Here is a 22,616-nt window from a genome sequence, read left to right as displayed (position 1 = left end):
CCAGCCGGGCCAGGTGCACTGTGATGGGCCGGGGCCGCAGGCCCGAGTCTACGACTGGTCCCTGGCCGGCCGTCCGCACGAGTTCAGCGAACCCCGCCGGCATCGCGCGGGACACGGTCCATCCCCAGCTGGAGGCGGGGCGCGTTCGACGTACTCGGCGATGACCGTGTCGTACGACTCCCCGACAGCGGTCGGAAAGGAGGGCTCGGCCATGGGGGCGCCCTGGGCCAAGGGAACTGACAGACTGTGGCTCGACTTTGTCGACCTGCCTGACGTCCACCGCTGAGGCTGGTGCGGATCGGATACGAACGCGCAGCCCGCGAACCGTCAGTAGACGACGTAGGGGTTGAAGCCTCCTCCTATCCATTTACTGTCCCAGTCAAAGTGGTGTGGCGAAACGATGTTCGCTTCGACGCCCAGCGTAGTACCGGTGGCACCTGCAGCCGTGGTTTGACTGCGCTCGACGGGCGGCGTCTGCTGAGGCATGTGAATGGCGCACGGCTGGCACCTTGCCTCGTCACGCCCATCCTGCTTCCTCATGATCATGCTCCTCTGGCTTTCTCTCGCCTCGGATGAATCACACGGACACGAGTGGCTTCTTGCTTCTTGCTTCTTGCTTCTTGCTTCTTGCGGAGCTCAACTCTGGCGATTTCGCCACGCGCTGAGCAGAACCGGCGTCGACGCCGACACTTGAGGGCGGACCACCTTCGAAGTGATCGGCCAATTCCGCGGAGTGTGGGTCCGACGAAACCTAGACCAGTCCTATCCATGAGCAATCCCCGGGAGAGTCGCAACACCATCCTCTCGCGTCACGGTTGACGCATGGTCCGGGATCTCCCACATCCGTGCCGTAGTTGAACGCCGGAGGCGGCTCCCCTTCTCGTACTGCGACGACAACCCACGTACCAGAACCTGGAGGGTCTTCTTTCTCAGCGAGACCGATTCGCCTCACGTATGGTTCGTACGTACTGCGGTCGACCGCTCCCTGAGTCGGGAGATAGAGCACCATGATTATTCCTAGGCAGTGTCGGAGGGATATTCGTGCAGGGCGGGCGCCATGTGCACTGACGTCCACCCTGCGGTTCTAGTGGCGGCCTCGTCCCCTCAGAAGAGGGCTCCCAGCCCAGCAAGGATGGGCGGGAGGAATGGCAGGATGTTCGGTTCGACACCAGCGGAGTTGGTGTCGCCGACCGCAGGTGTTGCGTAGGTCCGGTCGATCGGAGGTGCCTGCTGCGGGAGCTCCAGGCGCGGATAAGTCTCCTGCTGGTCGCCGGTCAGGCGGGATTCAAGCATGGTTGCGCCTCTCCGTACGTTGGTCGTGGGGGGATTGGCTGAGAGCTGTGGCCCTCAGCCAGAACCCGTCCCATCACTTGAAGAGCGAGGAAATGAGCGGCATCGCCAGATCGAACAGGCCGTTGGCTTCGATGCCGGCCGCGCCCATCGCGCTGCCGCTCGGCGCAGTCCCCGTTCGGTCGACGGGCGGGGCCTGCAGGGGGAGCTGCAGCGACGCCTTCTCGGGGCGACGCTCATCGCCGGATACGTGGAATTCCATGATGAATCCTTTCGTTGTGTACCAGATTCCTAGAGGCTGGATCACACTGGTTTGAACAGTGATGCGTAGCACATATCCCGTGCCGCACCCGTGAGATTTGCACACTTGGTGTATGCGGCGGGCTCAGTTCCCGTGCGTGCGGCGCTCGAGGATCCGGATTCTGCGGCACCGCGGTAGATCGGGGGCGCCTGAGTCGGCAGTGCCATCCGGGCGTTCTTTTTCGACTGGTGGGACTCCATGGGTACGCCTCCCAGCGCTTTCAGGCTCGCTCGATGAACTTGTGTGTCGGGGCCAGGGTGACGGGATAAGCGGTGCTCACGTCATACGTGAACAGATAGGTGACGCTGGCTCGTCGCTCATCCTCAGGGTCGAAGAATCGCACCTTGATGTCGTAACACTCGGATCCCTGCCGACAGTACGTACTCTTCTGGACGGATACTGTGTCCAGTACGTAGAAGTTCTCCCTGGAACCCGGGACATGTTGGGCGGACAGTATCCCGTCCGCCACCTCTCCGGCCACGAGGAATGCGTTTGTTCCCGCCGCGTTCAGCGCACGATCTGGTCCCGTCTGCCCCAGATTGCGGAAACGGTAGTAGACCTGGTCGAACAATGCACGAATTGTTTCGCGGAGGTGAGTTTTCTCGTCGTCGGTGAGAGTCTTTCTCCGTTTGTTGTAGTCCTCCACAACTGCCTCGCATACGCTTTCCACAAGCAGCGCCTCGTTCCAGGTGCTGAGCCCCCTAGACTTGACTTCGACAACGCGGACCATCTGGCCGGAGAACAAACGAACCGTGCGATCTGTCAGGATTCCGGGAATCGAGACTCTGGAGACGAAGTCCTTGGCATCTCTAGGTTTACTTTGGCCGAGGTACGCATCCCTCAGTATTTTGTACACCCGGGAGACCGGCGGGTGGGAGAGATTCTCCAGCAAGCTGGCCAGTTTCTCCTCGTCCTTGACCGCATTCTGGGACAACTGGTGGACGTCTTGCTTGCTCGTGTACTCACGAGTGGGGAGGACGGTTTCTGTCCAGTCCATCCCAGCGGGGGCCTCAGCCTCCAACGCGTACAGCGGAGTCACACCGTCAAGGTTGAGCGTCCAGATCAACTTGTCCGAATCCCATGGGTTCTTGGACAAATAGGCGTGGAGTTGCGCCGCATCGTAGATATTGGGCTGCATTTGCGTTGTTACATTGGTGATCTCGTCGTGCTTGATCGGCCATGGCATCGCCTGGCGCCAGCTGTCCCGCAGTGCGTCCGTCCCGAAGTCGATGCCGATGGTGCCGATGGCGTAGACGTACTGCTGACGCGTAGGAAGAGCTTCGCTCTTGCATGTACAGCTCTCCGTGGCGTCGCCACCACCGCAGGCCGGCTGGACACCATCGCTGACGGCGGGGCGCTCGACCGGCAGACCGGTCGTTGGAGGCGTGGCCGCGAGTGGAGAGGTCCTGCCGGAGACGGGGGCACTGCTGTTGCCCGGCTCAGCGGCAGCTGCGTGGGGTGACCGGTCGGCAGACGCTGGGAACGGGTTCTCCGGCGCGCTGGGGTGCCCCAGCTCTGAAGTGGACTGAATGGGCGAGTCAGGGGTGGCAGTCTGCGGCGGCCGAGGCTCGTCGCTGGTCTGGCTCGGAGCTGCATTTTCCGCGGAGAAGGGGCTGTTGGTGTCCATGGCGTGCGTTTCCTCGGTCAGAACGGAAGGGCGTACGGATGCGAGCCGGGCACGGCCCGATGAGGGAAGCACTGCGGGCGACAGCGTCTGGACGGTCACCAGAGGACCGGTCCGCGCAGCCGCAGATCCGCTCTCGGGGTGAGCCCCTCGCAGAACCGCCTCGTAGGCCTGCATCGGGTTGACGTGACCCGCCAGGTTTCGCCGACACTCGGGGGCGTCGCTGGGAACGCAATTCGGTCTCTTGGCGGTGTGCACGATGGCATTTCCCACTGCGAGCGGATCAGCGGATGCTCCCTCGTTGAGCTGTTGCGCAACAAGCAGTGCGGCCAGTCCAGACACGGCCGGTGTAGCAAAGCTGCTGCCGCTCAGGGCGATCCGGCCGCGCTCAGGTGACGCACCTGCGATGCCTTCGCCTGGGGCGAGCACGGCATTGGTGCGGTAGGCGGAACCCCAGTCGTTGGAGGGCAAGGGCCGGCCCTGTGCGTCGGTGGCGCCGACGGCGAGGACTGACGGCGAGGACGCCGGGACCTGCAGGCAGTCACATCCGTCATTGCCTACAGCAGCAACGACGAGGACGTTCCTGTCAGCGCACTGACGCAGCGCCCGCTCGAGGATGCTGTCGATGTCACCGTCGTCCGAGCGTTCTCCGCCGCTGATGTTGATGATGTGGGCGCCTGCTTCCAGCGCCTGCTCGATGGCGCGGGCCAGGTCGAGTTGTGGCACTTTGCCTTCCGCGCCGTCGCTGAACACGGGAAGGATCAGGCCTCGGCAGTACGGGGCGATGCCGGTGAGCCCGGTGCGAGGTTGTCCGAAGAGGAGGCTGGTGACGTGTGTTCCGTGAACCGACATCAGCCCCCGGCCCGCCTGTTCGCTCACCAGAGTGGGGAGGCGTTGGATCGAGGCTCCGCCGAAGCATGGATGCGACAGATCCACCGGCCCGTCGATCACAGCGATGCAGACCTCGGGGCGGCCCAGGGCGCTTTGCAGAGGGCTGCCTTTCAAGATCGACCGCACATCCATCGTTGTCTCCTCACCACCTGCGCATCGAGGCGGCTTCTTTCCGACTGGTCCGAGCCTCCAACAGCGATGTCTCGGGGTCGTTCGGGCGGCATTGATCAGGCATCCCGCAGACGTTGCCGAAGCGTTGCTGCTGCAGGTTTCAGCACGTCACAAGCCCTTCTTCCGTCTTTCGGTCAGCTCTGCAGCGGGTGGCGGGTGGCAGGTGCACGCTGCACAGTGGACGTTGTGTCGTCGAACAGCGTGCGTATGGAGCTTCTAGGCCCGTTCGAATTCATCAACGGTGCCCAGAGGCCTTCATTGCCTTTGGGCGCGCAGCGTCTGCTGGCCTATCTTGCGCTGCAACAAGACGGGGCTCATCGGAGCGTTGCTGCCGCGGACTTGTGGCCGGACTGCACCCCTTGCCGGGCCGCTGCCAATCTGCGCTCCGCGCTGTGCCATGCACGACGAGCGGCATCGACGGATCTAATCACCAGCCTGGGTCAACGTCTCGTGCTGTCCCCCGATGTGAGTGTCGACCTGCACGAGGAGTGGGAAGCTGCCAGGCGTGGAGCCGAGGGCAGCCAGCCGCTGCAGAGCGACTGGGAGCATATGGCAAATGCATTCGGAAAAGAACTGTTGCCCGGCTGGACCGATGAATGGTTGATGTTCGAGCGAGCCAGGTGGGATCAGCTCCGTGTTTATGCACTCGAAACCATCGCTCAGACGTTCCAGGGAGCCGGGCAGTATCTACCCGCTTTGCAGGCAGCCATTAAAGCGATCTCCGTGGACCCGGTTCGGGAAACCGCCCACCGGATTGCCATCGAGGTGCACCTGGCAGAAGGAAATGTTGCCAGCGCCATAAAATGCTATCAGCAGTACCGCACGCTTTTGCAGCGCGAACTGAGGGTGAACCCCTCGCCGCAGATGACACAGCTCATTCGCGACTTGTCCCGGTCATAGTTCCCACCGGGACCCGGATGAGCCAGGGAGCTCGGGCCAGCCAGAGGAACTGGCTTCGGTTGCCCGGCATTCCGCATCGGACGCGGTGTCGAGTCTTACCTACTTCTGCCCATCGGAATGTATACGCCCGCACTGCTGCTGGCGACGGCCGACTTTCACTCGTCGGCCTCCTTTTCTGCATCGACCGCTTACGGGCGGTGCCGGGGGTTTGTTGTAGATCTTGAACGAGAGCGCCAAGCCAGTGCCGCGAAGGGGCACTGGCCCATGATCTGATGAGCTTGGCGGTGGTCGCAGGAGCTGGCTGAGCGGGGACTTCTTTGCAGAAAACGATTCCTCAACGACCGGGGAACGGCCTCTCAGCGTCTCAGTGACGCCCCAAGGACGAGCGTGGTGAAGACTCATGTCCAGTGGCGCAAAGCCAACCTCCGGTCAGCAACCGGAGACATGGAGAAGCGCGGATGATTCTGCAGAAGCTCCCGAGGACAAGTGGAATTCTCAGGGTCTCGCTGCGCTTCCGTGACGCACGGAGGCAGTCATGCATTGGAATCTAGCCGAAGATGTGGAACCCGGCGATGTCGTGAACATCCTCGGAGTTGCTTACGTGTTCTACGAAGACAGAATGCGAACATCCGGATCCGCCTCCTGGACCAACAAGAACCCTGGAAACATCGTCCGATCCGGAGAGGCGGAAAGTTATGGCGCTTACAAAGGGAAGTATAACTACCTTTTCGCCATCTTCCCGAGTGAAGCTACGGGGCTCCAGGCGGTTCGCAAATTCCTGCGACATCCCAACCGTCGAGCCAAGACCATCCTGGAGATGATGAAGCTCTACGCGCCTGCAGGGCACGGTTCGAATCAGCCCGAGGTGTACGCCGCCCAAATAGCCGGAGCTCTCGGCGTTACCACGGATACGCTAATGAAGGATCTGTCGGACGGGCAAATAGATAAATTTGCCGACAAGATTAAGGACGTTGAGGGGTGGAAGGCGGGGCAGGAGTACGGCCCTGACGATTTGCCTCAGCATGTAAGCGAGTGGCTGGCAGATTATCCCACTCGTGCGGAGCGGGAGGCGGCAGACCAGCCTTTCGCCAAGGTGGGCTCACCCAAGGCGGAGGGGATCAAGAACATTCAACGACTTCTCAATGAGCACGGGTGGACACCTGCCCTCGTGATCGACGGTGTCTTCGGCTCAAAGACAGATGCTTCCGTGAGGTGGTTCCAGCAGGAGAATGGGCTTGCCGTGGACGGCGTTGTAGGTAACAAGACCTGGAAGAAGCTGGTCGTACTATGACCGTCAGCCGACTGCCGGGCACAAGCACTTGCAACGGCCGCAGTGGGCCCCCTGACGGCTGTCCCGTAACCGCTGGTCGAGTGCCATGATCTTGCCGTGTCTGCTGTGGCCATTGGCGTCAGAGTCTCTTGGACAGCCCCGTTCAACGAACTGAGCCCACAGCAGTTCAGCAAGTCGGTCACCGCGCTACGGCGCGAAGGTATGTCCCCGGCCTGCAAGGGCAGGCCGGGGAGCTGCCGCTGCAGGACCGGGTTCTGCCCCGGTCAGCGTGGACTGGCGCGCCAAACTGACGCTGCTCAACTCGCCCCGTTCTTCAGGGTGTCCAAGTCTGCCGTCGCCCGGATTATCGATCGTCTCGGGCCCTTGCACGCTCTTCGACAACGCAAGCGGTTTGGCAAGGAGACCATGCGGATCGTGGACAGCGCCCTGACCCCACCCGCGATCACACAGACGCCGAGCAGTCGAAGAACCATCGGTGCTCCACCAACTACCAGGTCGTCATCGACGCTGACACCCGTCTCGCCGTCGCCGTGGGCAAACCAGTCCCCTGCAACCGCAACAACTGCCACACGCGGGAGCTGTCCGGCACCGCGGCCCGACGTCGGCCGCACCACAGTTGAAGCACAGGCCCACCAGCATGCGACCAGCGGCGACGCCGCCCGTGCACTGTCTTCCACGGTCCGTAGCTCCGGCCCTCACGCCACTGCACACCTGTCCTGATGCGGTGCAACAGTCCTTTCGCGATGCGTGGCGGGGCCGGCAAGGCCCAGGATCAGGCCTACGCCTGTCGGAACCCGCAGGGCTGGTCACTTCTCGTCGAAGACCAGGTCCTCGGGCATATGGGTGAGCCGGACGGTATTGCTGTTGGTGATGTCGACGACTGTGTCGAGTGCGGTCCACTGTCCGGTGGAGAGGATGAAGAGCCGGTCGTCCCGCTGCTCCAGGTAGTCGGGGAAGCCGTCGAGGGCGGGGTCGCCGTCGTTGAGCTGGAGGTAGTCGGCCAGGCGGCGGAATAGTTTGGGCCACAGCACTGCGGCGTCGGTCAAGGTGGACATTCCCTCCACCTTCACACCGCTCTGCGTCTGGTCCTTGGACCACAGGCCGTTGCCGGCCTGCCGGGCCTGCTGCGCCGCAGCGGTCATCTCCTCGCGCAGGTCGACGAAGAGCTTGCGGTAGAAGGTGGGGTAGGCCAAGCCCTGGGCCAGCTGGTGGTGGTTGGCCGTTTCGCGCAGATGGCTGGTGGTGACGTTGATGAAGGTGCCGCTGCTGCCCGGTGCGTCGGTGCCGCGGCCGGCGAGGGCGACACACCGCCCGTGGACGTCGGCATTGCGGGTGAGGATGTAGCCGGGCCGGGACTCCGGGGTGCTGCTGGTGACGATGCCGTCGGCGTTTCGCTGCACATCCCCGAAGCCCAGCCAGGACAGCAACTCGTCGGCGGCTTTGTCGGCGAAGGGGGCCGGCTGGTGGAGCTCGGGGCCTCGGGGCGGGCGGTAGTGGGTCTCCAGGGTGTCGATGCCGTCGAGGCGGAGTTGTGCGCCACCGCTGCGGTTGCGGCGCACCCGCCGCCCGCGCAGGAGATCCCACTCATCCGGATCGTGGGGGTAGAAGCGGACGGAATCCCCATCCGGACTCGCTCCTATGATCTTGTACGTTCCCTTGATCAGCAGCATCGGCATGGCGTCTCCTCGCACTCGCGTACTGGTCTCACCGTGACCCGCCTCCGATCTGCTTGCAGCGCGATTGGTCCGAATGGGTATCAAGGCCGTGCACTTGGTGGATCGGCGGACCAGAACCCGGCTTACTCAGGTCGCCGCCGGTGCGCCTCATCGGTCCCAGCAGCCGCAGCTCCCTCGACGCCGCTCACGCCACCGGCGGGAAGGTGACGTCGCGGGCCTCCCAAGCAGCCGCACTCAGTCACACGCGTCGGCTTGGACGGCATGTCGTCTGCAGGGCTGGCAAGCCGTCCGCAAGGACCGGTCGTGAAGCCTTCCGGTGACGGCCGAAGAACTACCGGGACCCCACCAAGCACCTGGTGCTGCGACCGGATACCTTCACGGCCTGGCATCCACCGCATTATCAGACAAGGAGAATTGGAACGTTCCGTTAAGGTACGCCGAATGGACGACACCACTTCCCGGCAGCACTCAACGGCGACTCAAACCCTGTACTTCCATCCTGATTATCTGGATGCAGTACGCGCTGGACAGAAGACGACCACGGTACGTTTCCGTGACCCGGTGGAGACGGGCCCGGTGAACCTGGTGTTCGAGTTGGACGACGACGTGGCACTACCGGGCGTCGTCACGCAGGTCACTGCCAAGACGATGGCCCAGCTGAGCGATTCGGACGCCCGAGCGGACGGTTTCCGTGATGTCGCCGAGCTTCACGACAGGCTGCGGCTTCACTACCCCCACATCACACCGACCGACACCATCGCCATCGTGCACTTCCGGTTGGCGAAATGAGTGAGTGACTCAGACATCGACTGGAGCTCCCCCTCCCCACATGATCACGCCTCGGGGCGTTGAGTGGATGGCGAGCATTGTTGTCGCACCAGACGATGTGCTGCGGCTCCGGCCCCTCCTGCTCGGTCAGCCCGCGAACCCTGACCGGTAACGCCGTACCGCCTCCTCGTGCCAGTCGCAGTCGTCACATCCGACCAGCACAACGAGCAACTCGGAGCGGCGGAGCAGCCGAAGCTTGCATCAGCACACACAAGCATGCGACCGCTCTGTGGCACCTCGGCGAAGTCCTGGGCCCGTCTGTACCCGGCAAGCTGCTCGGCGCAGTAGTCGCAGTGGTCGAGGACGCTCATCAATAGCCGCTTCTTCCTGTGGTGTTGGACCGGGTGAGTATCCGGAGGAAGACCTGTTGTGCCATGGATGGGGAGCGTAAGAGGTTGTCTCACGTGGCAAGTTTCGCGAGCTTCTTGTAGCAGGTCAGGGCGGCGGCCAGGCCGAGGAAGGCGAGGAAGTGCGAGCCCTTTAGCTCGTCTCGCACGGTGAGGCGGCGGTAGCCGAAGAGCCAAGCGATCGACCGCTCGATCTTCCAACGGTGCCGACCAAGGCGTTCACCGGACTCGATGCCGGGCCGCGCGATGCGCGCGACGAGCCCACGCTCGCGCAGCCAGGACAGATGTCCGGCGGAGAATTACGCCTTGTCCGCGCGGAGTTTGACGGGCCGGCGACGCCGTGGTCCCCGGCGGGACCGGACGGCGGGGATACCGAGGATGAGCGGCTTGAGGGCGAGACTATCGTGCATGTTCGCACCTGACACGGCGACGGCGAGCGGGACGCCCTGCGCATCGGACAGCACGTGCAGCTTGCTGCCCTTCTTGCCGCGATCGACCGGGTTCGGCCCCGTCAGCGATCCCCCTTTCGCCCGAACGGAGGCCGCGTCGACGATCGCCGAGGTCCAGTCCACCTCACCCCGGGCCCCGAGTTCGTCCAGCACCGCCCGGTGCAGCCGACGACGCCACAGGCCGACCCCGGTCCGTACCGTGAAGCGGCGATGCGCGGTGGCGGAGGACGTGCCGGACGTCGGCGGCAGATGCCGCCAGGCACAGCCGCTGGTCAACACGTACACCACTGCCGTGAACACGGCCCGCTCGTCACACGGAGCGGTCCCACCACCTTGCGGACGAGCAGCGAGCGACGGCAGCATCGGGGCGACCAACTCCCAGAGCTCATCAGGAACCAGACGCTTCGACAGATCAGCACCCACGACCGGCGTCATGCCGAACGAACATCAAGTCATATGGCACAGCCGTCTATGCCTTGACTGATGCGGCCGATCTGGCAGCCTGCTCGATCTTGGCCCAGTAGGCGGCTCGGGATTCTTCATTGATCTGCATCTCGTGTTCGGGGCGCATCCCGGTTCGGCCGTCGACACCTTCGCGCAGGATGTCGGCGTGCCCGGCATGCCGGTTGGTCTCGCCGAGGACATGGACCATGATGGCGAACAGGTTCGTGTTCAAATAAGGCCCCGGCCACCACGGCACGTGGCCGGGGGCGTCGAGGGCAAGCTCGTTGATCGTCGCGTCCGAGTGTTCCCACGTGCGCCGGTAGGACTCGATGATCTGATCGCGCGTTTCGTCCTCAGTCGCCCACAGGTCACTGCCGTCGTGGTCCTGCCACCGGGGCAGCGGTTCCGGCGAAGGGCGGTCGAAGACCTCACCGAAGTACCTGGCCTCGACGCTGGCCACGTGTTTGACCAGGCCGAGGAGGTTAGTCCCGGTCGCTGTCAAAGGTCGGCGGGCGTCGTACTCCGACAAGCCGTCGAGTTTCCAGAGCAGCGCATCGCGGTCCCGCCGCAGTCTCCCGTGCAGGTTGTCCTTCGCGAATTCATCGATCATGCGGCATGAGCCTGCCATGGGCTACTCGCGGCCTCAAGATCCCGCACGTGGACCGCAACGACCGACAGAGCCGAATCGTGGCCGTAGCCACCGCCTTGAGCTACTCCAAGAAGGTGGCGAAACTTGCCACGTGAGACGCCCTCTAAGTCGCCTACGTCTTCCTTGACTTACGCCTTCCATGGGTGAACAAACCCTGGCCAATCCGCTTTTCTGCGCATTGACGTGCTTACGCGACCCCTGGACGGTGGGTCGGCCGGGAGCCCGGGTGACCCAGGGTCCGCCACGGATGGGGGAGGAAGGCATGTCCGCTGACCGAGACCGGGATGCCAGGTCGTCCGCTGCATGGGCCCTTGCGGATGATTCGGCCGGTGCCACGGCCGGCGCGTCGGGGCCCGCCCCGGCCGCGCAGCGGTGTCTATGTGCTGGAGGTACCGCGGTCGCGCCCCTGGTCCGGGCCCGGCCCCGAACTCCCGTCGGCCGAGAGTGTGCCGGAGGCGGACGGCGGCGTGGGCAGCCCGGTCGCTGCCGTGCCCTCGCTCCTGATACGCGAGATCCTGCGTGTCGACTGGACGGTTTGGCCCCCACCATGGTCCTCAGCGGTACGCGCTCCCTGCTGATAGGGGGAAGCGAACCGGGACGCTACGAGATACGCGCGTTCCTCAGCAGCGACTTGGGCACCATCCTCTCCGCGGCCCTGCCCGTCGAGGTACGGCCGCCCACCAGCCGGGAGGAAGAGCATCTGGCCGCCGACGTCCACACCGACGAGGTCGGCAGGGTGCTCGCCTTCGGCGGCAGCCGAGGTCACGCACCCTCACTCGAACGCGCCATCGATGTCCTGCGTGATGTCGTGGAACGGATCCCGGACAGCGCCCTGGCAGTGCACGCCGCCGCGGCACTGGGCCGTACCGCGGCTACGCCCGGCCGCGTCCTCCTCCAGGACCCCCACGACCCTCGCAGCAAGGAGTTCATGACCGTCGAGCCCGACCTCGCGCTGGCGCTCCCCCTCCTCAACAAGGCATACGGAGCCCCGGACGCCGCGGCCAACACCCTCGGGCACATCGCACTGGCCCAACAGATCCACCAGACGGCGCTCGCGTTGGCCCCGGTCGACGGGGTCCCTGCCGAAACGACGAGGGAACTCGCCACCGGCGTGGCCGACAGCCTCCAGGCACGGGGAGTGCTCGCCTCGGTCGTGGAAAAGGTACGCGCAGACGCGGCGCACTTGTCCGACTAGGGGTGGCCGTCCGGTCACCATGCCGGTGTCACATGCAGGCATCGAGTTCGCTCCGAGCGGATGCGGCCGCTCGGAGCGAGGTCTATGACCCGGAGGTGGACATCACGTACCGCCGGGTCGACGCTTGGCACAGCGGCGCCACCCGATTTGGGAGGCGCCCGATCGGGGGCGGAGGGGCAATGACGCTGATTCAGTTCTTCATCGGGTTGACCGCCGTCAGCTTCTTGGGCCTGAGCCTGTTGGCCTGGAAGCTGCCGGACCAGCGGAAGGAACTGCTGAAGTTGATGGGAAGCATCATCGGTGTGAGCCTGCTCGGATTGCTCGTGTCATCTGCACAGGGCATCCGCTGGTGAGCAGTTGCAGCCCGTCCGACGTTCCCGTGCCTTCGTGTTCATGGGCGAGATCGACAAGCTACAGGTCCGGGCGGCCGGGCAGTGCGGAGGTGCGTTGGTCCAGCCACCGCAGGACATCAACGGGGCCCTCTTGCGGCAGCGCACCGGCGTGCCGTGGCGGGATCTGCCTGCGCGGTTCGGCAAGTGGAATGCCGCGTAATGAGAGGCACAGGCGCTGGTCGGCGGGTGGCACGCGGTCCAACATCCACCCGGCTGTGCCAGCCGACGCGGATGCCCAGGGCCGCATCGCCCGGTCGATGGTGAGCGTGGACTACACGACCTGCCTGGCCCGCCAGCAACGCTGCCGGAGCGTGCAAGAAACCACCGCGGGTGCCGGGAAAGGACGCACGCCCCGGCAGTACCACCCTGAGGAGGTACTCGGACGCTCTCGGGGCGGCCTCACCCGCAGGATTCACCTCGCCGGAGAAGGCGGGCGCCGCCCCTGCCTCTGCTGATCACCCCGGGTCGGTGGGCATTTTCCACGGCACGGTCACCGTCGCCGCGATCCGGCTCTGGCTCCGCTCGTAGCCGTGGCTTACCGCATGACCGGACGGTTGGCGGACGTGTACTCGTCCGCGACGGTGAAGACGCTGGCGCAGCGCGGGCATTCCGCTTTACCGAACAGGTGGGCAATTCCGTTGGCGAGCGCCTCCTGCCCGTCGCGGACAGTCATCTCATGCATCCATCGGCCGGTTCCGGTGAGTTCCTCGGCCGCCGCCGGACGCAGGTCCCGTCGGAACTCCTCATCCCCGTCACGCACCTCCGAGTAGCACCCGAAGCCGCCGATGGCGATCGTCACGCCCACGCCACAGTGAGGACAGTCCACGCAAATGATGTCGTCCGTGAAGCCCTCCAGAGCATTCGCCCAGTGGTACTCCTCTTCGACCGCGAGCAGGGCACGGAAGGACACCAGGTAGTCAGCCGGCCGCGACCGCAGGTGCCGGTCCAGCACCTCACGGAACTCCTTGATCGCGTCGGCGCAGTCCGCCAGCAGAGCATCGCAGCCGTGCTGCCCTGCCGCGCGCTCAAGGATCTTCCCGGCCAGGCCGCGCGCCTCCGCGCTGCGTTGCGCAAGGCGCACCAGGCGCGGCAAGGCCGCGAAACTGGCTGGAGACAGCAGGTCGTGCTCAAGGACGAGCCGCCAACCCAGCTCTTTCCACGCTTCAGGCTCGTCCTGGCGCTCCACCCGCTCCAAGAGCTCAGGAACGCGATCGACGTCGAATCTGCAGTCGCGCATTTGTGCCCAGTTCACCACCTGGTCATTGAACCCTCCCAAGGCGGTCAGGAGCGGCTCCGCGTCCGCGTTCGCAGGTCTGTCGTGGTGGCAGCTCCGAGAGACCCATCGGACAGGCCCTAGTCTGGGCCAGCTACCCGTGTACCGATCTTCTGGAGAGTGAGACTGCGCCTATGGGCATATCCCTGCGCGAGCTTGAGGACAGTGACCTGCCGATCTTCTGGCAGCAGCTGACGGATTCCGAGTTGCAGCACATGGCAGCCGTGACCAGGAAGTATCACTACGATCGTGGCCACTTCGACCAGCACTGGACAAAGGTGCGCTCGGACTCGTCCGTGATCTTGCGAACCATCCTCGCTGACGGGATTGTGGCAGGGCACGCCGCTGTCTTCGGCCCGCCGACGGAGCGTGAAGTCACGTACGTCATCGGGCGAGCACATTGGGGCCAGGGCATTGCCACCTCGGCCCTTGCCGAGCTGATCAAGCTGGAGCCCGCGCGGCCGCTGCACGCCGACGCCGCCGCTGATAATGCCGGCTCCATCCGCGTGCTGGAGAAGTGCGGCTTCATCGTCACGGGGAAGAGCCGGTGCTTCGCCCGGGCTCGTGACGAGGAGATCGACCTGGTGCACTTGACGCTGAGCTGAGCACGCCGCCGCCGGAACCGCTGAAACGGTCAATGCGAGGTTGTGCAGGCGGGCGATGCCGAGCATGACCTGGTGAACGCCGTTGCTCTTGAGCCGGCAGTGCCGCAGGATCTTCCAGTTCTTCAGCCGGGACAGGGCATGTTCTACCCGGGCTCGGGCCCGGCGATGGACGGCATTCTCCGCTTCCTGCCGCGGGCTGAGATGTGCCTGGCCTCGTCGTTTGCGATGTGGGATGAGCAGGCCGGTGCCCTGGTATCCGCCATCGGCAATGGTCGGTGTGCCGCGGCAGGCACGGTCGACGCCGGACTCCGTGAACGCCCGGCAGTCGTTGCGGCTGCCGGGTAACGGCAGGCCGATCGCCACACCAGGCGGCTGTTGGCGTCGATCACGACCTGCAGGTTCGCCGAGTACCGGTAGTTCTTGCCGGACGCGGCCACGTTGCGATCACGAGTGGGCACCAGGGTGCCGCCGATGATGTAGACGGTGTCCTTGCGGGGCTGGCCGGCGCGATCGCCAGCCAGGGCGTCAGGTGATCGAGGATGCGGTCGGCAGCGGACTTCGAGACCCCGAACCGCGGCGCCACCTGACGTAACGTCAGGATCGTGCGTCAGTACGTGGCCACAGCAACACTCGGTCCTCCAGCGCCAGCCGCCAGGGACGACCGCGCTGAACATCACCACCGCGACGCCGCAGCAACGCCACCAGCCCGGCGAACTGCACCTCGAACAGTCCGAAGAACGGCTCGATCCACTTCGGATCATCAGCTGAGATCACCGCACCCATGCCCAGCCAACGCACCAACCGCCCCACCAGTTACGGAACAGCCTCTACGCTGGACGGCTGCAACCCATGGAGCCGATCGGGGAGTTGAGAGTGACGCACGACGTTGCCGCACTGGCGGTGGAGTTGACGGAGATGGCTGCGGCCGATCACAAGTGCGCAGTCCACGCGAACAGCGACGACTTCGCCGAGCAGCTGGCGTGGCGGCGGCTGACCGCTCGGCACGGTGACCGGCTCGGCGAGATCATGGAGGAGTACGGCTGGCCGACGGCGGAACTGGTCGGTGAGGAGGCCGCACGCGCGGCGTGGCTCATCGCGCAGCACGCCGACCGACAGCTCGACGTTCAGCGTCGCGCCCTCGGTCTCATGCAGCAGGCGGTGTCGGCAGGCGCGGCCAGCCCGCGCGAGCTGGCCTTCCTGCGCGATCGCACGCTGGTCAATGAGGGCCGCAAGCAGGTCTACGGGACTCAGATCGCCGGTGTGAAGGACGGAGCGCCAGTTCCGTGGCCCTGTGAAGAGCCCGAGCGCATGGACGAACTCCGTGCGGCAGTCGGCATCGAGCCCTTCGACGAGTACGTCGCCAAGTTCTCGATGGCCTGACGCCCCCTTGCCGGTCGCGCCCCGTGGACCATTGGCGTCTTGCCTGTCGGATCGACGTGTCGCAGCGGATCGAACAGGGTTGGACGCGCGCCGGGTTGGCACACGTACTCCAGCTGCCGAGGCAGGGGACATCTGTGCTGCCTCGTTCTTCATCGACAACGCCCGGAGACGACCCACGACAGCCGACCCTGACCATCGGATACCACACCGAAGCTCGGTTCCGGCGCAGCATCGCGGAGGCCTCCGACGAGGCGGAAGCCCGGTGGAACCATGCCTTCTGGCTCCAGAACGAGCTCACGGTCATCGGCGACTCACCCAGCGCCGTACGGATCCGAAGAACGCGACCTGTGATCGCCACTCCCATCACGTGATGAGGGGCGGCAGGATGACCCGCGACGCGGGGGCGCGGGAGCGCGGCCGGGAGTTCAGGCGTGCGGACGCAGACCGTGCAGGGTGACGTCGACGAGCCGGCCGACGGCGGATTTCGAGGGCAGGCCACCCGCGGCGGTGAGCGCGTGCAGGCAGTACTGGGTGAGTTCGGCGGGCGGAACATCCCCGCGAAGATCGCCGCTTTCGGCTGCCTCCGCGATCAGGCCTTGAACCAGCTGCGCGAGGTGGTGCTCGGCGTGGCTGACGTGCTCGCCCTGATGGAGGACGACGGCCAGTTCGCCGCCGTGACGTCGGCGGGCGATTTCCGCGTACGCCGCGAGGACGGCTCCCAGGCGCTCGACGGCCGAGCCGGGCTGGTCCGCGATCTTGGCCAGATGATGCAGGTGGACCTGGATGTGCCGCTCGTGCCAGGCCAGCAGAACGGCCTCGACATCGGAGAAGTACTTGTACAGGGTGGCGCGGCCGATGCCGGTCTTCTCGGCGATCTGCGACATGGTCACCGAGCGGAGGCCGCCGCCCTCAACGAGCTCGGTCGTGGTGTCCAGGATGGCCTCACGTACCGCCTGGCGGTGCGCGTCGATGGTCTCGTTCCACAGTTTCGGCACCTCTCAAGGATACAAATGTCGCAGACTAGCTACACTCTGCCGGGCCAGAGACACTGTGTATTGAAAAATCGTGTCTGTGCGTCGAACCGTGGAGGTCGCCATGTCCGGATCGCCCCCTCGCCCCGAGGCGCCCGACGATGAGCGGGCACCGCGATGGGTGAAAGTCTCCGCGACGGTGGCCGTGGTCCTGGTGGCGGTGTTCGTGATCGTCCACCTGGCCGGCGGCGGCATGGCCGGGCACACGCCATGAGCCCGTTTTCCGCCTCGTTGCGCAAAGCGGCGCTGACCGCGCACGTCACCGCTTCGCTGGGCTGGCTCGGCGCCGTCGCAGCGTTCTTCGCACTCGCCGTGGCCGGGCTGGTCAGCTCCGCGCCCCGGACGGTCCAAGGCGCGTACGTGGCGATGGAGCTGATCGGCTGGGCGGTGATCGTGCCGCTGGCCGGGCTCACACTGGTGACCGGGGTGGTGCAGTCGCTGGGCACCGTGTGGGGGCTGTGGCGGCACTACTGGGTGATCGCAAAGCTGTTGATCACCATGCTCGCCACCGCGCTGCTGCTGGTCCATATGCAGCCGGTCGGTCACGTCGCCGACGCCGCCGCCCGGGCCGCTCTGGTCGGCGGCGAACTACAGGGGATGCGGATCCAGCTGATTGCGGACGCGGCCGCCGCCGCGGTGGCACTGGTGACCGCGGCTGCCCTGTCGGTGTTCAAACCGCGCGGCTTGACCCGCTACGGGCGCCGCCGTCAGCGCGAACGTCCGCTGCCGCGCCCGGCTGCGCTGTGACGTTCGGCTGGTCCCGGGTGGACCGGTTGGCCCCGGCAGTCACTCCCGGGCGCCCGGCGGCTGCTGATGAGATCAGTGATAGGCGTGGACGACGGCGTGGCCCTTACCGCGACCGATCATCCACTTGTTGAGCGGGGTGGTGACCAGGAAGGCCACGGCGAAGCCGCCCAGCAGCGCGCCCCAGAAGAGCGCCTCGTCCAGGTGGGCGTCCATCGCACCCGGCGTGAGGGCGATGATCGCGTTGTCGACCAGTTCCATCACCGCGATGGAGACGGTGTCGGCGGCCAGCGCGACCTTGATCGCGGTCTTGAAGTCCAGGCCGGCCCGGAAAACGGCGAACAGCGTGAACGAGTAGCCGAAGAGGAATGCCAGCCCGATCGCCAGCGCCATGGTGGGGACGTTGCCCCACAGCAGGGCCGTGCCGATCGCCATACCGGTGATCTCGCCGATGGCGCACCCGGTCAGGCAGTGCAAGGTCGCCTTCGCCGCCGTGCTCCAGGACGCTCCGGCAGATCCTCCGCCGTGCCCTTCCTGGCCGGCATGACCCGAGGGCGCGGCGTGGTCGTGTGCGGTGCTGTGTTGGTGAGCGGTGTGGTCCATGACCTTCATCCCCATTCCCGTCCAGGGTGGCCTCTGCCCGACCCTCACAGCAAACGATATACCCCAGGGGGGTATTCCTCCAGGGTATATACGGGGCTGCGACGAGCCGGGGAGCACCGAGCGGCTACGTGCGGCGGAGGTGGATTCGAGTCGGTCTCGTTACGGTCACATGGCGTGACCGCTGGGTGCGGCCCCCCACCGCCGGTGGCATCACGGCGGCGGGACCACCCACCACCGCGGCTGGCTCGGGCGGCCCGGACACCTCCTCGCCTGTGTGTTCCTCGCCACCCGGGGGAGCCGATGAGCAGTCCCCGGCTGCGGCTAAGCTCTGCGGCATGGTTGCGGCCCGGCCCACCCTCCACATGCTGCGGTCCCGCTCTCGTGCAGCGGGTCCGTGGCGGCTGCTGGGACTGGTCACACTGCTCTACGCACTGGTGTACACACACGGTGTCAGCGCAGAAGGCGCCGCAGGCCATGCTCACCCGGGAGCGTCCGCCCTGGCGACGGTGCACGCGCACGAGCCCGCGCACGAGCCCGCGAGGACCGAGCACAGTCACCACGGGTCCAGCTCCCACGACGACGGACGGCCGGGCGGCCACCACGAGGAGCCCGTGCCCGATCACGCGGCTCACCAGTGCGTGTCCGCACAGCCCCAGCAGGGCGTCGAACTGCCCGCCCCATGCGAGGCACCGCTGCAAGCGGTCCGGCCGCCCCATGCCGTCAGGCTGATCACCGCGCCGGCCGCCACCCCACGGGCGCCTGCCTCGGTGCTGGATTCAACGGTTCTGCGGATCTAGCCGGCGCGCGCCGGCAATCCGTTACCCACGCCCGCCCGCGCCCGCCTCTCGGCTGCTGGACCCCTCGCTGGTCCCCGCCATGACCTGAAGCACGGGCTGACCCGGGCGCGCTCCCACCCGGCCCTGCTTCGACCTGCGCGTCAGCGGGCCGCGCCACAGGTGGCGAACCTGTGTGCCCTGCGATCCAGCCCCACCCTGAAAGGCCAGCTGTTGCCCTCCTCATCCGCTACCGCCACGTCCCCCGCCTCCTCTCCGTCGCCCGCCCCTCGCAGTCGCAGGAGGCCGAAAGCCCCATCCCTGTCATGGCGCTACCTCGGCTACGTCGGCTACTACGTGGGCGCGGGACTTATCAGCGGCGCCGTCGTCCACCACCCCATGGACCCCACCCGCTACTCGATGATCGCCGCAGCGGGCGCGGCGGTGTTCCTCGTGGCAACCGTCCTCAACGAGATCGTCCTGACCTCCGAGAAACCCACGCCGGGCAAGACACTGCGCATGCTCGGAACCTCCACGATGCTCTCCTTCGGCCTCGGCATGCTCAGCGGCGGCATGCAGCATTTCGCCGATCTCCCCGACCGATGCTCCGTCCTCATCCCGCTGGGCATCGTCCTGTCCTTCGTGGCCTACGTCCTGAAAGAGGACAAGACGCCATGGCGGCGCATCTTCGGTCTCATGGGTCTCACCGTCCTCGTTGCCGCCGTTCTCACCTTCGCCGGCCTGCGCCACATCGCCCCCGGCGTGAGCGAGTCAGGAGGCGGCCACAGCCACGGCGATGCCGTCACCGAGAAGGGCACCGAAGAAGGGCATGACGGCGGAGGAAGCAGCACCGCCGACCCCGACGCACCCGCCGATCCGACATCCCGGCCCACCACTCCCACCAGCGGCACCCACCCCGCCGAGGATCCCGATCACCAAGACGGCCACCACCATTGATCCGCGCGCCGCGGCCGCAACGCTGCCCGAGGCGTGCCGCGGCCGGCACATCCGCACGGCCTCACTCAACTCGCTGAACTACCGACGCCGCCGTGCGGGACTCCCTACGCTGGCCGGAGTGGGGCCCGGCATACCGACCAGCCTCCGGGACGAGGGAGGGGGCACCGCGTGGCGGAGGCCGAGACGAGTCCGGGCGGGCCCGTGGACCGGCGCATGGCTCTGGCTCGTGAGTGGGACGCTCTGATCGAGCGGGTGCGCAAGCTGGAGGGGTTCGAGGACTTCCTGCGCCCGCCCCGCCTCGAAGGGCTGTTACCGGCCGCGAGCGGCGGCCCCGTCGTCATCGTGAATGTCAGTCGATGGCGGTGCGACGCGCTGATCGTGACCGAACAGGGTGTACGTGACCGCGCACTGCCCGATCTGACGCTGGATCGGGCCACCGAGTGGACCAACACGTATCTGGACGTCCTCCATGCCGCGGAACAAGCCCGGCACGACCACCAGTTGAAGCGGGACTCGGCGGAGAAGGACCCGAACCCCGCCACGATCCGGGCCGAACTTCACGCGGCGAGGGCCGTGCTGGAGGCGGAGAGCCGCACGGACGAGATGCTCACTACGCTGCAGAAAGACCTGTGGGACAGCGTTGCCGGGCCCGTTGTCGACGAACTGGATCTGAAGCGGGTCCCACCCGCCAACGCACCCTGGCCCCGGCTGTGGTGGTGCCCGACGGGGCCTCTCACCCTGCTCCCGCTCCACACTGCCGGACACCACACCGAGGCAGCCGGTGAGGCAGTTCCTCGTACGGTGCTCGACCGCGTCGTGTCCTCGTACACGCCGACGCTGCGCGCGCTGCTGGAGGCGCGCGCCGGACGGGTCACCGGCGGTACCCCCACCGGTGACGACACCTCGTCGGCGAACTCCCCCACGGGTGGGACCGTCGCCGACGAGCGCATGCTCGTGGTCTCCGTGGACGACGCGCCGGGCCAACCCCGGTTGCGCAACGTCGCAGCGGAACGCGACGCGCTCACGGCGCTCCTGCCGCCCGAGCGCCGCACCCTCCTGGAGGGTCCTGGCGCCACACGTGCTGCCGTCGACGCCGAACTCGGCCGACACCGCTGGGTGCACTTCAGCTGCCACGGCGACCAGGACCTCGCCGAGCCGTCCCGCGGAGGTCTGCTGCTGCATGACGGGATGCTCGGCATCGCCGACCTCGCCGCCCGCCGGTTCCGCGGGGACTTCGCGGGTCTGTCCGCCTGCAAGACCGCCGTCGGCGGAGTGGACCTGCTCGACGAGAGCATCACGCTGGCGGCCGCGCTGCACTACACCGGCTACCGGCATGTCGTCGCGGCCCTGTGGTCCGTCGACGACGAGGTCGCGGCACGTGTCTTCAGCGCGCTGTACAGGGACGTCATCACCGACGGACGCCTGCGGTCCGAGGCCGCCGCACCGGCTCTTCACCGGGCCGTACGAGCTCTACGGGACGACGCGCCCGACCAGCCCCGGCTGTGGACGCCCTTCACCCACATCGGGCCGTAGAGGCCCCGTGACGGATCCTCGCAGCGCGTGGGCCGGTGAGGGCCCCTGCCACACACACGGGAGGAATGCCCATGTCCGATGGTTTGTTGGATCCCCGGCCCGCTCCTCGGCCCGCCCCGAGCTCGGCGCCGCGGCCGCCGGCCCCGCACGCGTCCCCGCCTCCTGAGGAGCCGGGTGGGCCCGGGGCGCTTCCCGGGCCGGAATCGGCCGGTCGGGGTACGCCGGCGGATCCCGAGCCCTACGAGGAGGTCACGCACCCGTCCTTCGCCGAGCAGGCGACCTCCTTCGTCGCCGTCACCACCCATGGTGGGGTGATCCTCAAGGGTCCCTGCCCACGGTGCGGCGATCCGATGGACTACCCGTACGTCAGCAGTGTCGTCCGGTCCTTTCGGCGCCGGAGGCCCGAGCCGGCGGCAGCGGCTGAGCGCGCCGTCGTGCGCATGATCTGCACATGCTCCGTGTTCCATCCCGGTCGTTCCGAGGGGCAGGAAGGCTGCGGCGCGTACTGGAACGTCGTTCTGGAAGTGGGACCGTGACCCTCCGCGTGACGCCGGGCCCTCCGGCCGGCCCCGCCGACCAAGTGGCCGCGCGACAGGACTACCAGTTGGTCAAGGACTCGCTGCCGCGGGTGCGGGCGGCTGCGCTCGCCTGGCGCAACGGTGTCGGCGCCCTGCTTGCGGGCCTGATCGGTTTCGGGCTGCTCAAAGGCCGTACGGACGTGGGGCAGTTGGCCTCGCCGTACGACGCGGTGGTCGGTCTGCTGCTCCTGGTGGCTCTGCTGGCCGGAACGGCAGCGGCCGTGCTGCTCCTGCGCGCCGCCCACGGCCGTCCCGCGGCGACCACGGTCGAGGAGTACCGGGCCCACAGCGGGGGATCTGCGATCGGCGCCGACCACACCGAGGCCCTCCGCGCCGCGGGCGCGCTGTTCTGGGGTGTGGTGTTGTCGCTCTCCTGCACCGCGCTGCTCGTCACGGCCGTGGGAGTGACCTGGTACGGCCCTGCCAAGAAGGGTCCCGTCATCGAGGTCACCACTCCCGCCGGCGCCCGCTGCGGTGAGGTGGTCCGGATGACCGCGGGGCGTTTGACCCTCAAGACCGCAAGCGGCGAGGTGACGATCGATCTGACCCGTTCCGACGGCCTGCGGGCCGTCGACTCCTGCGCACCCGGAGCGTCGTCGCTGGACGAAGTGCGGCCGCCCGTGGCGGCCTGACGGCGTGCGAGCACTTTGTAACGGATGCCTGCGCCAGCGTGAGCGCTCCGCTACTTTAT

General features: G+C 66.6%; 21 protein-coding genes and 3 pseudogenes. 14 read left to right on the top strand and 10 right to left on the bottom strand.

Translation table 11 applies throughout. From position 1 onward, the window contains the following. Positions 1-1,104: 1,104 nt before the first annotated feature. The 3 genes from ACFYNL_RS35855 to ACFYNL_RS35845 form a co-directional block, all read right to left on the bottom strand. The gene (locus ACFYNL_RS35855) at positions 1,105-1,293 is read right to left on the bottom strand and encodes a hypothetical protein (RefSeq protein WP_388811318.1); all 189 of its coding nucleotides are present in this window, start codon (positions 1,291-1,293) and stop codon (positions 1,105-1,107) included. A 73-nt stretch (positions 1,294-1,366) separates the two neighbouring features. Beyond that, on the bottom strand, positions 1,367-1,552 hold the full coding sequence (locus tag ACFYNL_RS35850) for a hypothetical protein (protein ID WP_388811315.1): 186 nt from the start codon (positions 1,550-1,552) through the stop codon (positions 1,367-1,369). Between the two features lie 259 nt (positions 1,553-1,811). Next, positions 1,812-4,238 carry a S8 family serine peptidase gene (locus ACFYNL_RS35845; protein WP_388811312.1) on the bottom strand — a complete coding sequence of 809 codons (2,427 nt, stop codon included), beginning with the start codon at positions 4,236-4,238 and terminating at the stop codon, positions 1,812-1,814. A 225-nt stretch (positions 4,239-4,463) separates the two neighbouring features. Here ACFYNL_RS35845 and ACFYNL_RS35840 point away from each other — a divergent pair, with 225 nt between their 5' ends. The 3 genes and pseudogenes from ACFYNL_RS35840 to ACFYNL_RS35830 form a co-directional block, all read left to right on the top strand. Next, the gene (locus ACFYNL_RS35840; protein WP_388811310.1) at positions 4,464-5,177 is read left to right on the top strand and encodes a BTAD domain-containing putative transcriptional regulator; all 714 of its coding nucleotides are present in this window, start codon (positions 4,464-4,466) and stop codon (positions 5,175-5,177) included. Positions 5,178-5,712: 535 nt separating this feature from the next. Further along, positions 5,713-6,468 (top strand): peptidoglycan-binding protein, encoded by a 756-nt coding sequence (locus ACFYNL_RS35835; RefSeq protein ID WP_388811308.1) that lies wholly within the window; start codon positions 5,713-5,715, stop codon positions 6,466-6,468. A gap of 96 nt (positions 6,469-6,564) precedes the next feature. Then, a pseudogene (locus ACFYNL_RS35830) lies at positions 6,565-7,064 on the top strand (IS5/IS1182 family transposase); the annotation flags it as partial. 210 nt (positions 7,065-7,274) lie between these two features. Here ACFYNL_RS35830 and ACFYNL_RS35825 read toward each other — a convergent pair. Next, entirely contained in the window at positions 7,275-8,144 is an 870-nt protein-coding gene (locus ACFYNL_RS35825; RefSeq protein ID WP_388811305.1) for a nuclease, read from the bottom strand. 441 nt (positions 8,145-8,585) lie between these two features. Between ACFYNL_RS35825 and ACFYNL_RS35820 the strand changes: the two genes are divergently transcribed. Then, positions 8,586-8,933 (top strand): ASCH domain-containing protein, encoded by a 348-nt coding sequence (locus ACFYNL_RS35820; RefSeq protein WP_388811302.1) that lies wholly within the window; start codon positions 8,586-8,588, stop codon positions 8,931-8,933. 439 nt (positions 8,934-9,372) lie between these two features. Here the strand turns inward: ACFYNL_RS35820 and ACFYNL_RS35815 are convergent. Then, a pseudogene (locus ACFYNL_RS35815) lies at positions 9,373-10,191 on the bottom strand (IS5 family transposase). Between the two features lie 46 nt (positions 10,192-10,237). Beyond that, a complete protein-coding gene (locus ACFYNL_RS35810) occupies positions 10,238-10,822 on the bottom strand; it encodes a DinB family protein (RefSeq protein WP_388811300.1) in 585 nt (194 codons plus the stop codon). Positions 10,823-11,396: 574 nt separating this feature from the next. On the opposite strand from ACFYNL_RS35810, the gene ACFYNL_RS35805 reads away from it, so the two are divergent. Next, a complete protein-coding gene (locus ACFYNL_RS35805) occupies positions 11,397-12,056 on the top strand; it encodes a hypothetical protein (protein WP_388811297.1) in 660 nt (219 codons plus the stop codon). A gap of 179 nt (positions 12,057-12,235) precedes the next feature. Then, entirely contained in the window at positions 12,236-12,409 is a 174-nt protein-coding gene (locus tag ACFYNL_RS35800) for a hypothetical protein (RefSeq protein WP_388811294.1), read from the top strand. Between the two features lie 574 nt (positions 12,410-12,983). Here the strand turns inward: ACFYNL_RS35800 and ACFYNL_RS35795 are convergent. Next, positions 12,984-13,703 carry a hypothetical protein gene (locus ACFYNL_RS35795; protein ID WP_388811291.1) on the bottom strand — a complete coding sequence of 240 codons (720 nt, stop codon included), beginning with the start codon at positions 13,701-13,703 and terminating at the stop codon, positions 12,984-12,986. Positions 13,704-13,855: 152 nt separating this feature from the next. On the opposite strand from ACFYNL_RS35795, the gene ACFYNL_RS35790 reads away from it, so the two are divergent. Beyond that, entirely contained in the window at positions 13,856-14,326 is a 471-nt protein-coding gene (locus ACFYNL_RS35790) for a GNAT family N-acetyltransferase (RefSeq protein ID WP_388811708.1), read from the top strand. A gap of 30 nt (positions 14,327-14,356) precedes the next feature. On the opposite strand, the pseudogene ACFYNL_RS35785 reads toward ACFYNL_RS35790, so the two are convergent. After that, positions 14,357-15,109: pseudogene (locus ACFYNL_RS35785) on the bottom strand (transposase); the annotation flags it as partial. Positions 15,110-15,199: 90 nt separating this feature from the next. On the opposite strand from ACFYNL_RS35785, the gene ACFYNL_RS35780 reads away from it, so the two are divergent. Continuing rightward, on the top strand, positions 15,200-15,706 hold the full coding sequence (locus ACFYNL_RS35780; protein WP_388811288.1) for a DUF6624 domain-containing protein: 507 nt from the start codon (positions 15,200-15,202) through the stop codon (positions 15,704-15,706). A gap of 425 nt (positions 15,707-16,131) precedes the next feature. Here ACFYNL_RS35780 and ACFYNL_RS35775 read toward each other — a convergent pair whose 3' ends face one another. Further along, the gene (locus tag ACFYNL_RS35775) at positions 16,132-16,701 is read right to left on the bottom strand and encodes a TetR/AcrR family transcriptional regulator (RefSeq protein WP_388811285.1); all 570 of its coding nucleotides are present in this window, start codon (positions 16,699-16,701) and stop codon (positions 16,132-16,134) included. A gap of 100 nt (positions 16,702-16,801) precedes the next feature. Here ACFYNL_RS35775 and ACFYNL_RS35770 point away from each other — a divergent pair, with 100 nt between their 5' ends. Both ACFYNL_RS35770 and ACFYNL_RS35765 read left to right on the top strand, forming a co-directional pair. Beyond that, entirely contained in the window at positions 16,802-16,951 is a 150-nt protein-coding gene (locus ACFYNL_RS35770) for a hypothetical protein (RefSeq protein ID WP_388811283.1), read from the top strand. Continuing rightward, positions 16,948-17,484 carry a hypothetical protein gene (locus ACFYNL_RS35765; RefSeq protein WP_388811280.1) on the top strand — a complete coding sequence of 179 codons (537 nt, stop codon included), beginning with the start codon at positions 16,948-16,950 and terminating at the stop codon, positions 17,482-17,484. Before ACFYNL_RS35770 ends, ACFYNL_RS35765 begins: the two co-directional genes overlap by 4 nt. A gap of 72 nt (positions 17,485-17,556) precedes the next feature. Here ACFYNL_RS35765 and ACFYNL_RS35760 read toward each other — a convergent pair whose 3' ends face one another. Continuing rightward, entirely contained in the window at positions 17,557-18,084 is a 528-nt protein-coding gene (locus tag ACFYNL_RS35760) for a DUF4396 domain-containing protein (RefSeq protein WP_388811278.1), read from the bottom strand. A gap of 335 nt (positions 18,085-18,419) precedes the next feature. Here ACFYNL_RS35760 and ACFYNL_RS35755 point away from each other — a divergent pair, with 335 nt between their 5' ends. The 4 genes from ACFYNL_RS35755 (at position 18,420) to ACFYNL_RS35740 (ending at position 22,557) form a co-directional block, all read left to right on the top strand. Further along, positions 18,420-18,881 carry a DUF6153 family protein gene (locus ACFYNL_RS35755; protein ID WP_388811276.1) on the top strand — a complete coding sequence of 154 codons (462 nt, stop codon included), beginning with the start codon at positions 18,420-18,422 and terminating at the stop codon, positions 18,879-18,881. 333 nt (positions 18,882-19,214) lie between these two features. Beyond that, positions 19,215-19,814, top strand: coding sequence for a hypothetical protein (locus ACFYNL_RS35750; protein WP_388811273.1), 600 nt, complete (start codon positions 19,215-19,217; stop codon positions 19,812-19,814). A gap of 213 nt (positions 19,815-20,027) precedes the next feature. Continuing rightward, positions 20,028-21,347, top strand: a complete 1,320-nt coding sequence (locus ACFYNL_RS35745; protein ID WP_388811271.1) for a CHAT domain-containing protein — start codon at positions 20,028-20,030, stop codon at positions 21,345-21,347. A gap of 532 nt (positions 21,348-21,879) precedes the next feature. Then, positions 21,880-22,557: a hypothetical protein gene (locus ACFYNL_RS35740; RefSeq protein ID WP_388811268.1), complete on the top strand. Its 678-nt coding sequence runs from the start codon at positions 21,880-21,882 to the stop codon at positions 22,555-22,557. Positions 22,558-22,616: the final 59 nt, after the last annotated feature.

Origin of the sequence: Streptomyces sp. NPDC007808 (assembly GCF_042868655.1) — a bacterium.
GTDB lineage: Bacteria > Actinomycetota > Actinomycetes > Streptomycetales > Streptomycetaceae > Streptomyces.
This window is presented reverse-complemented; position numbering and strand designations above follow the sequence as displayed.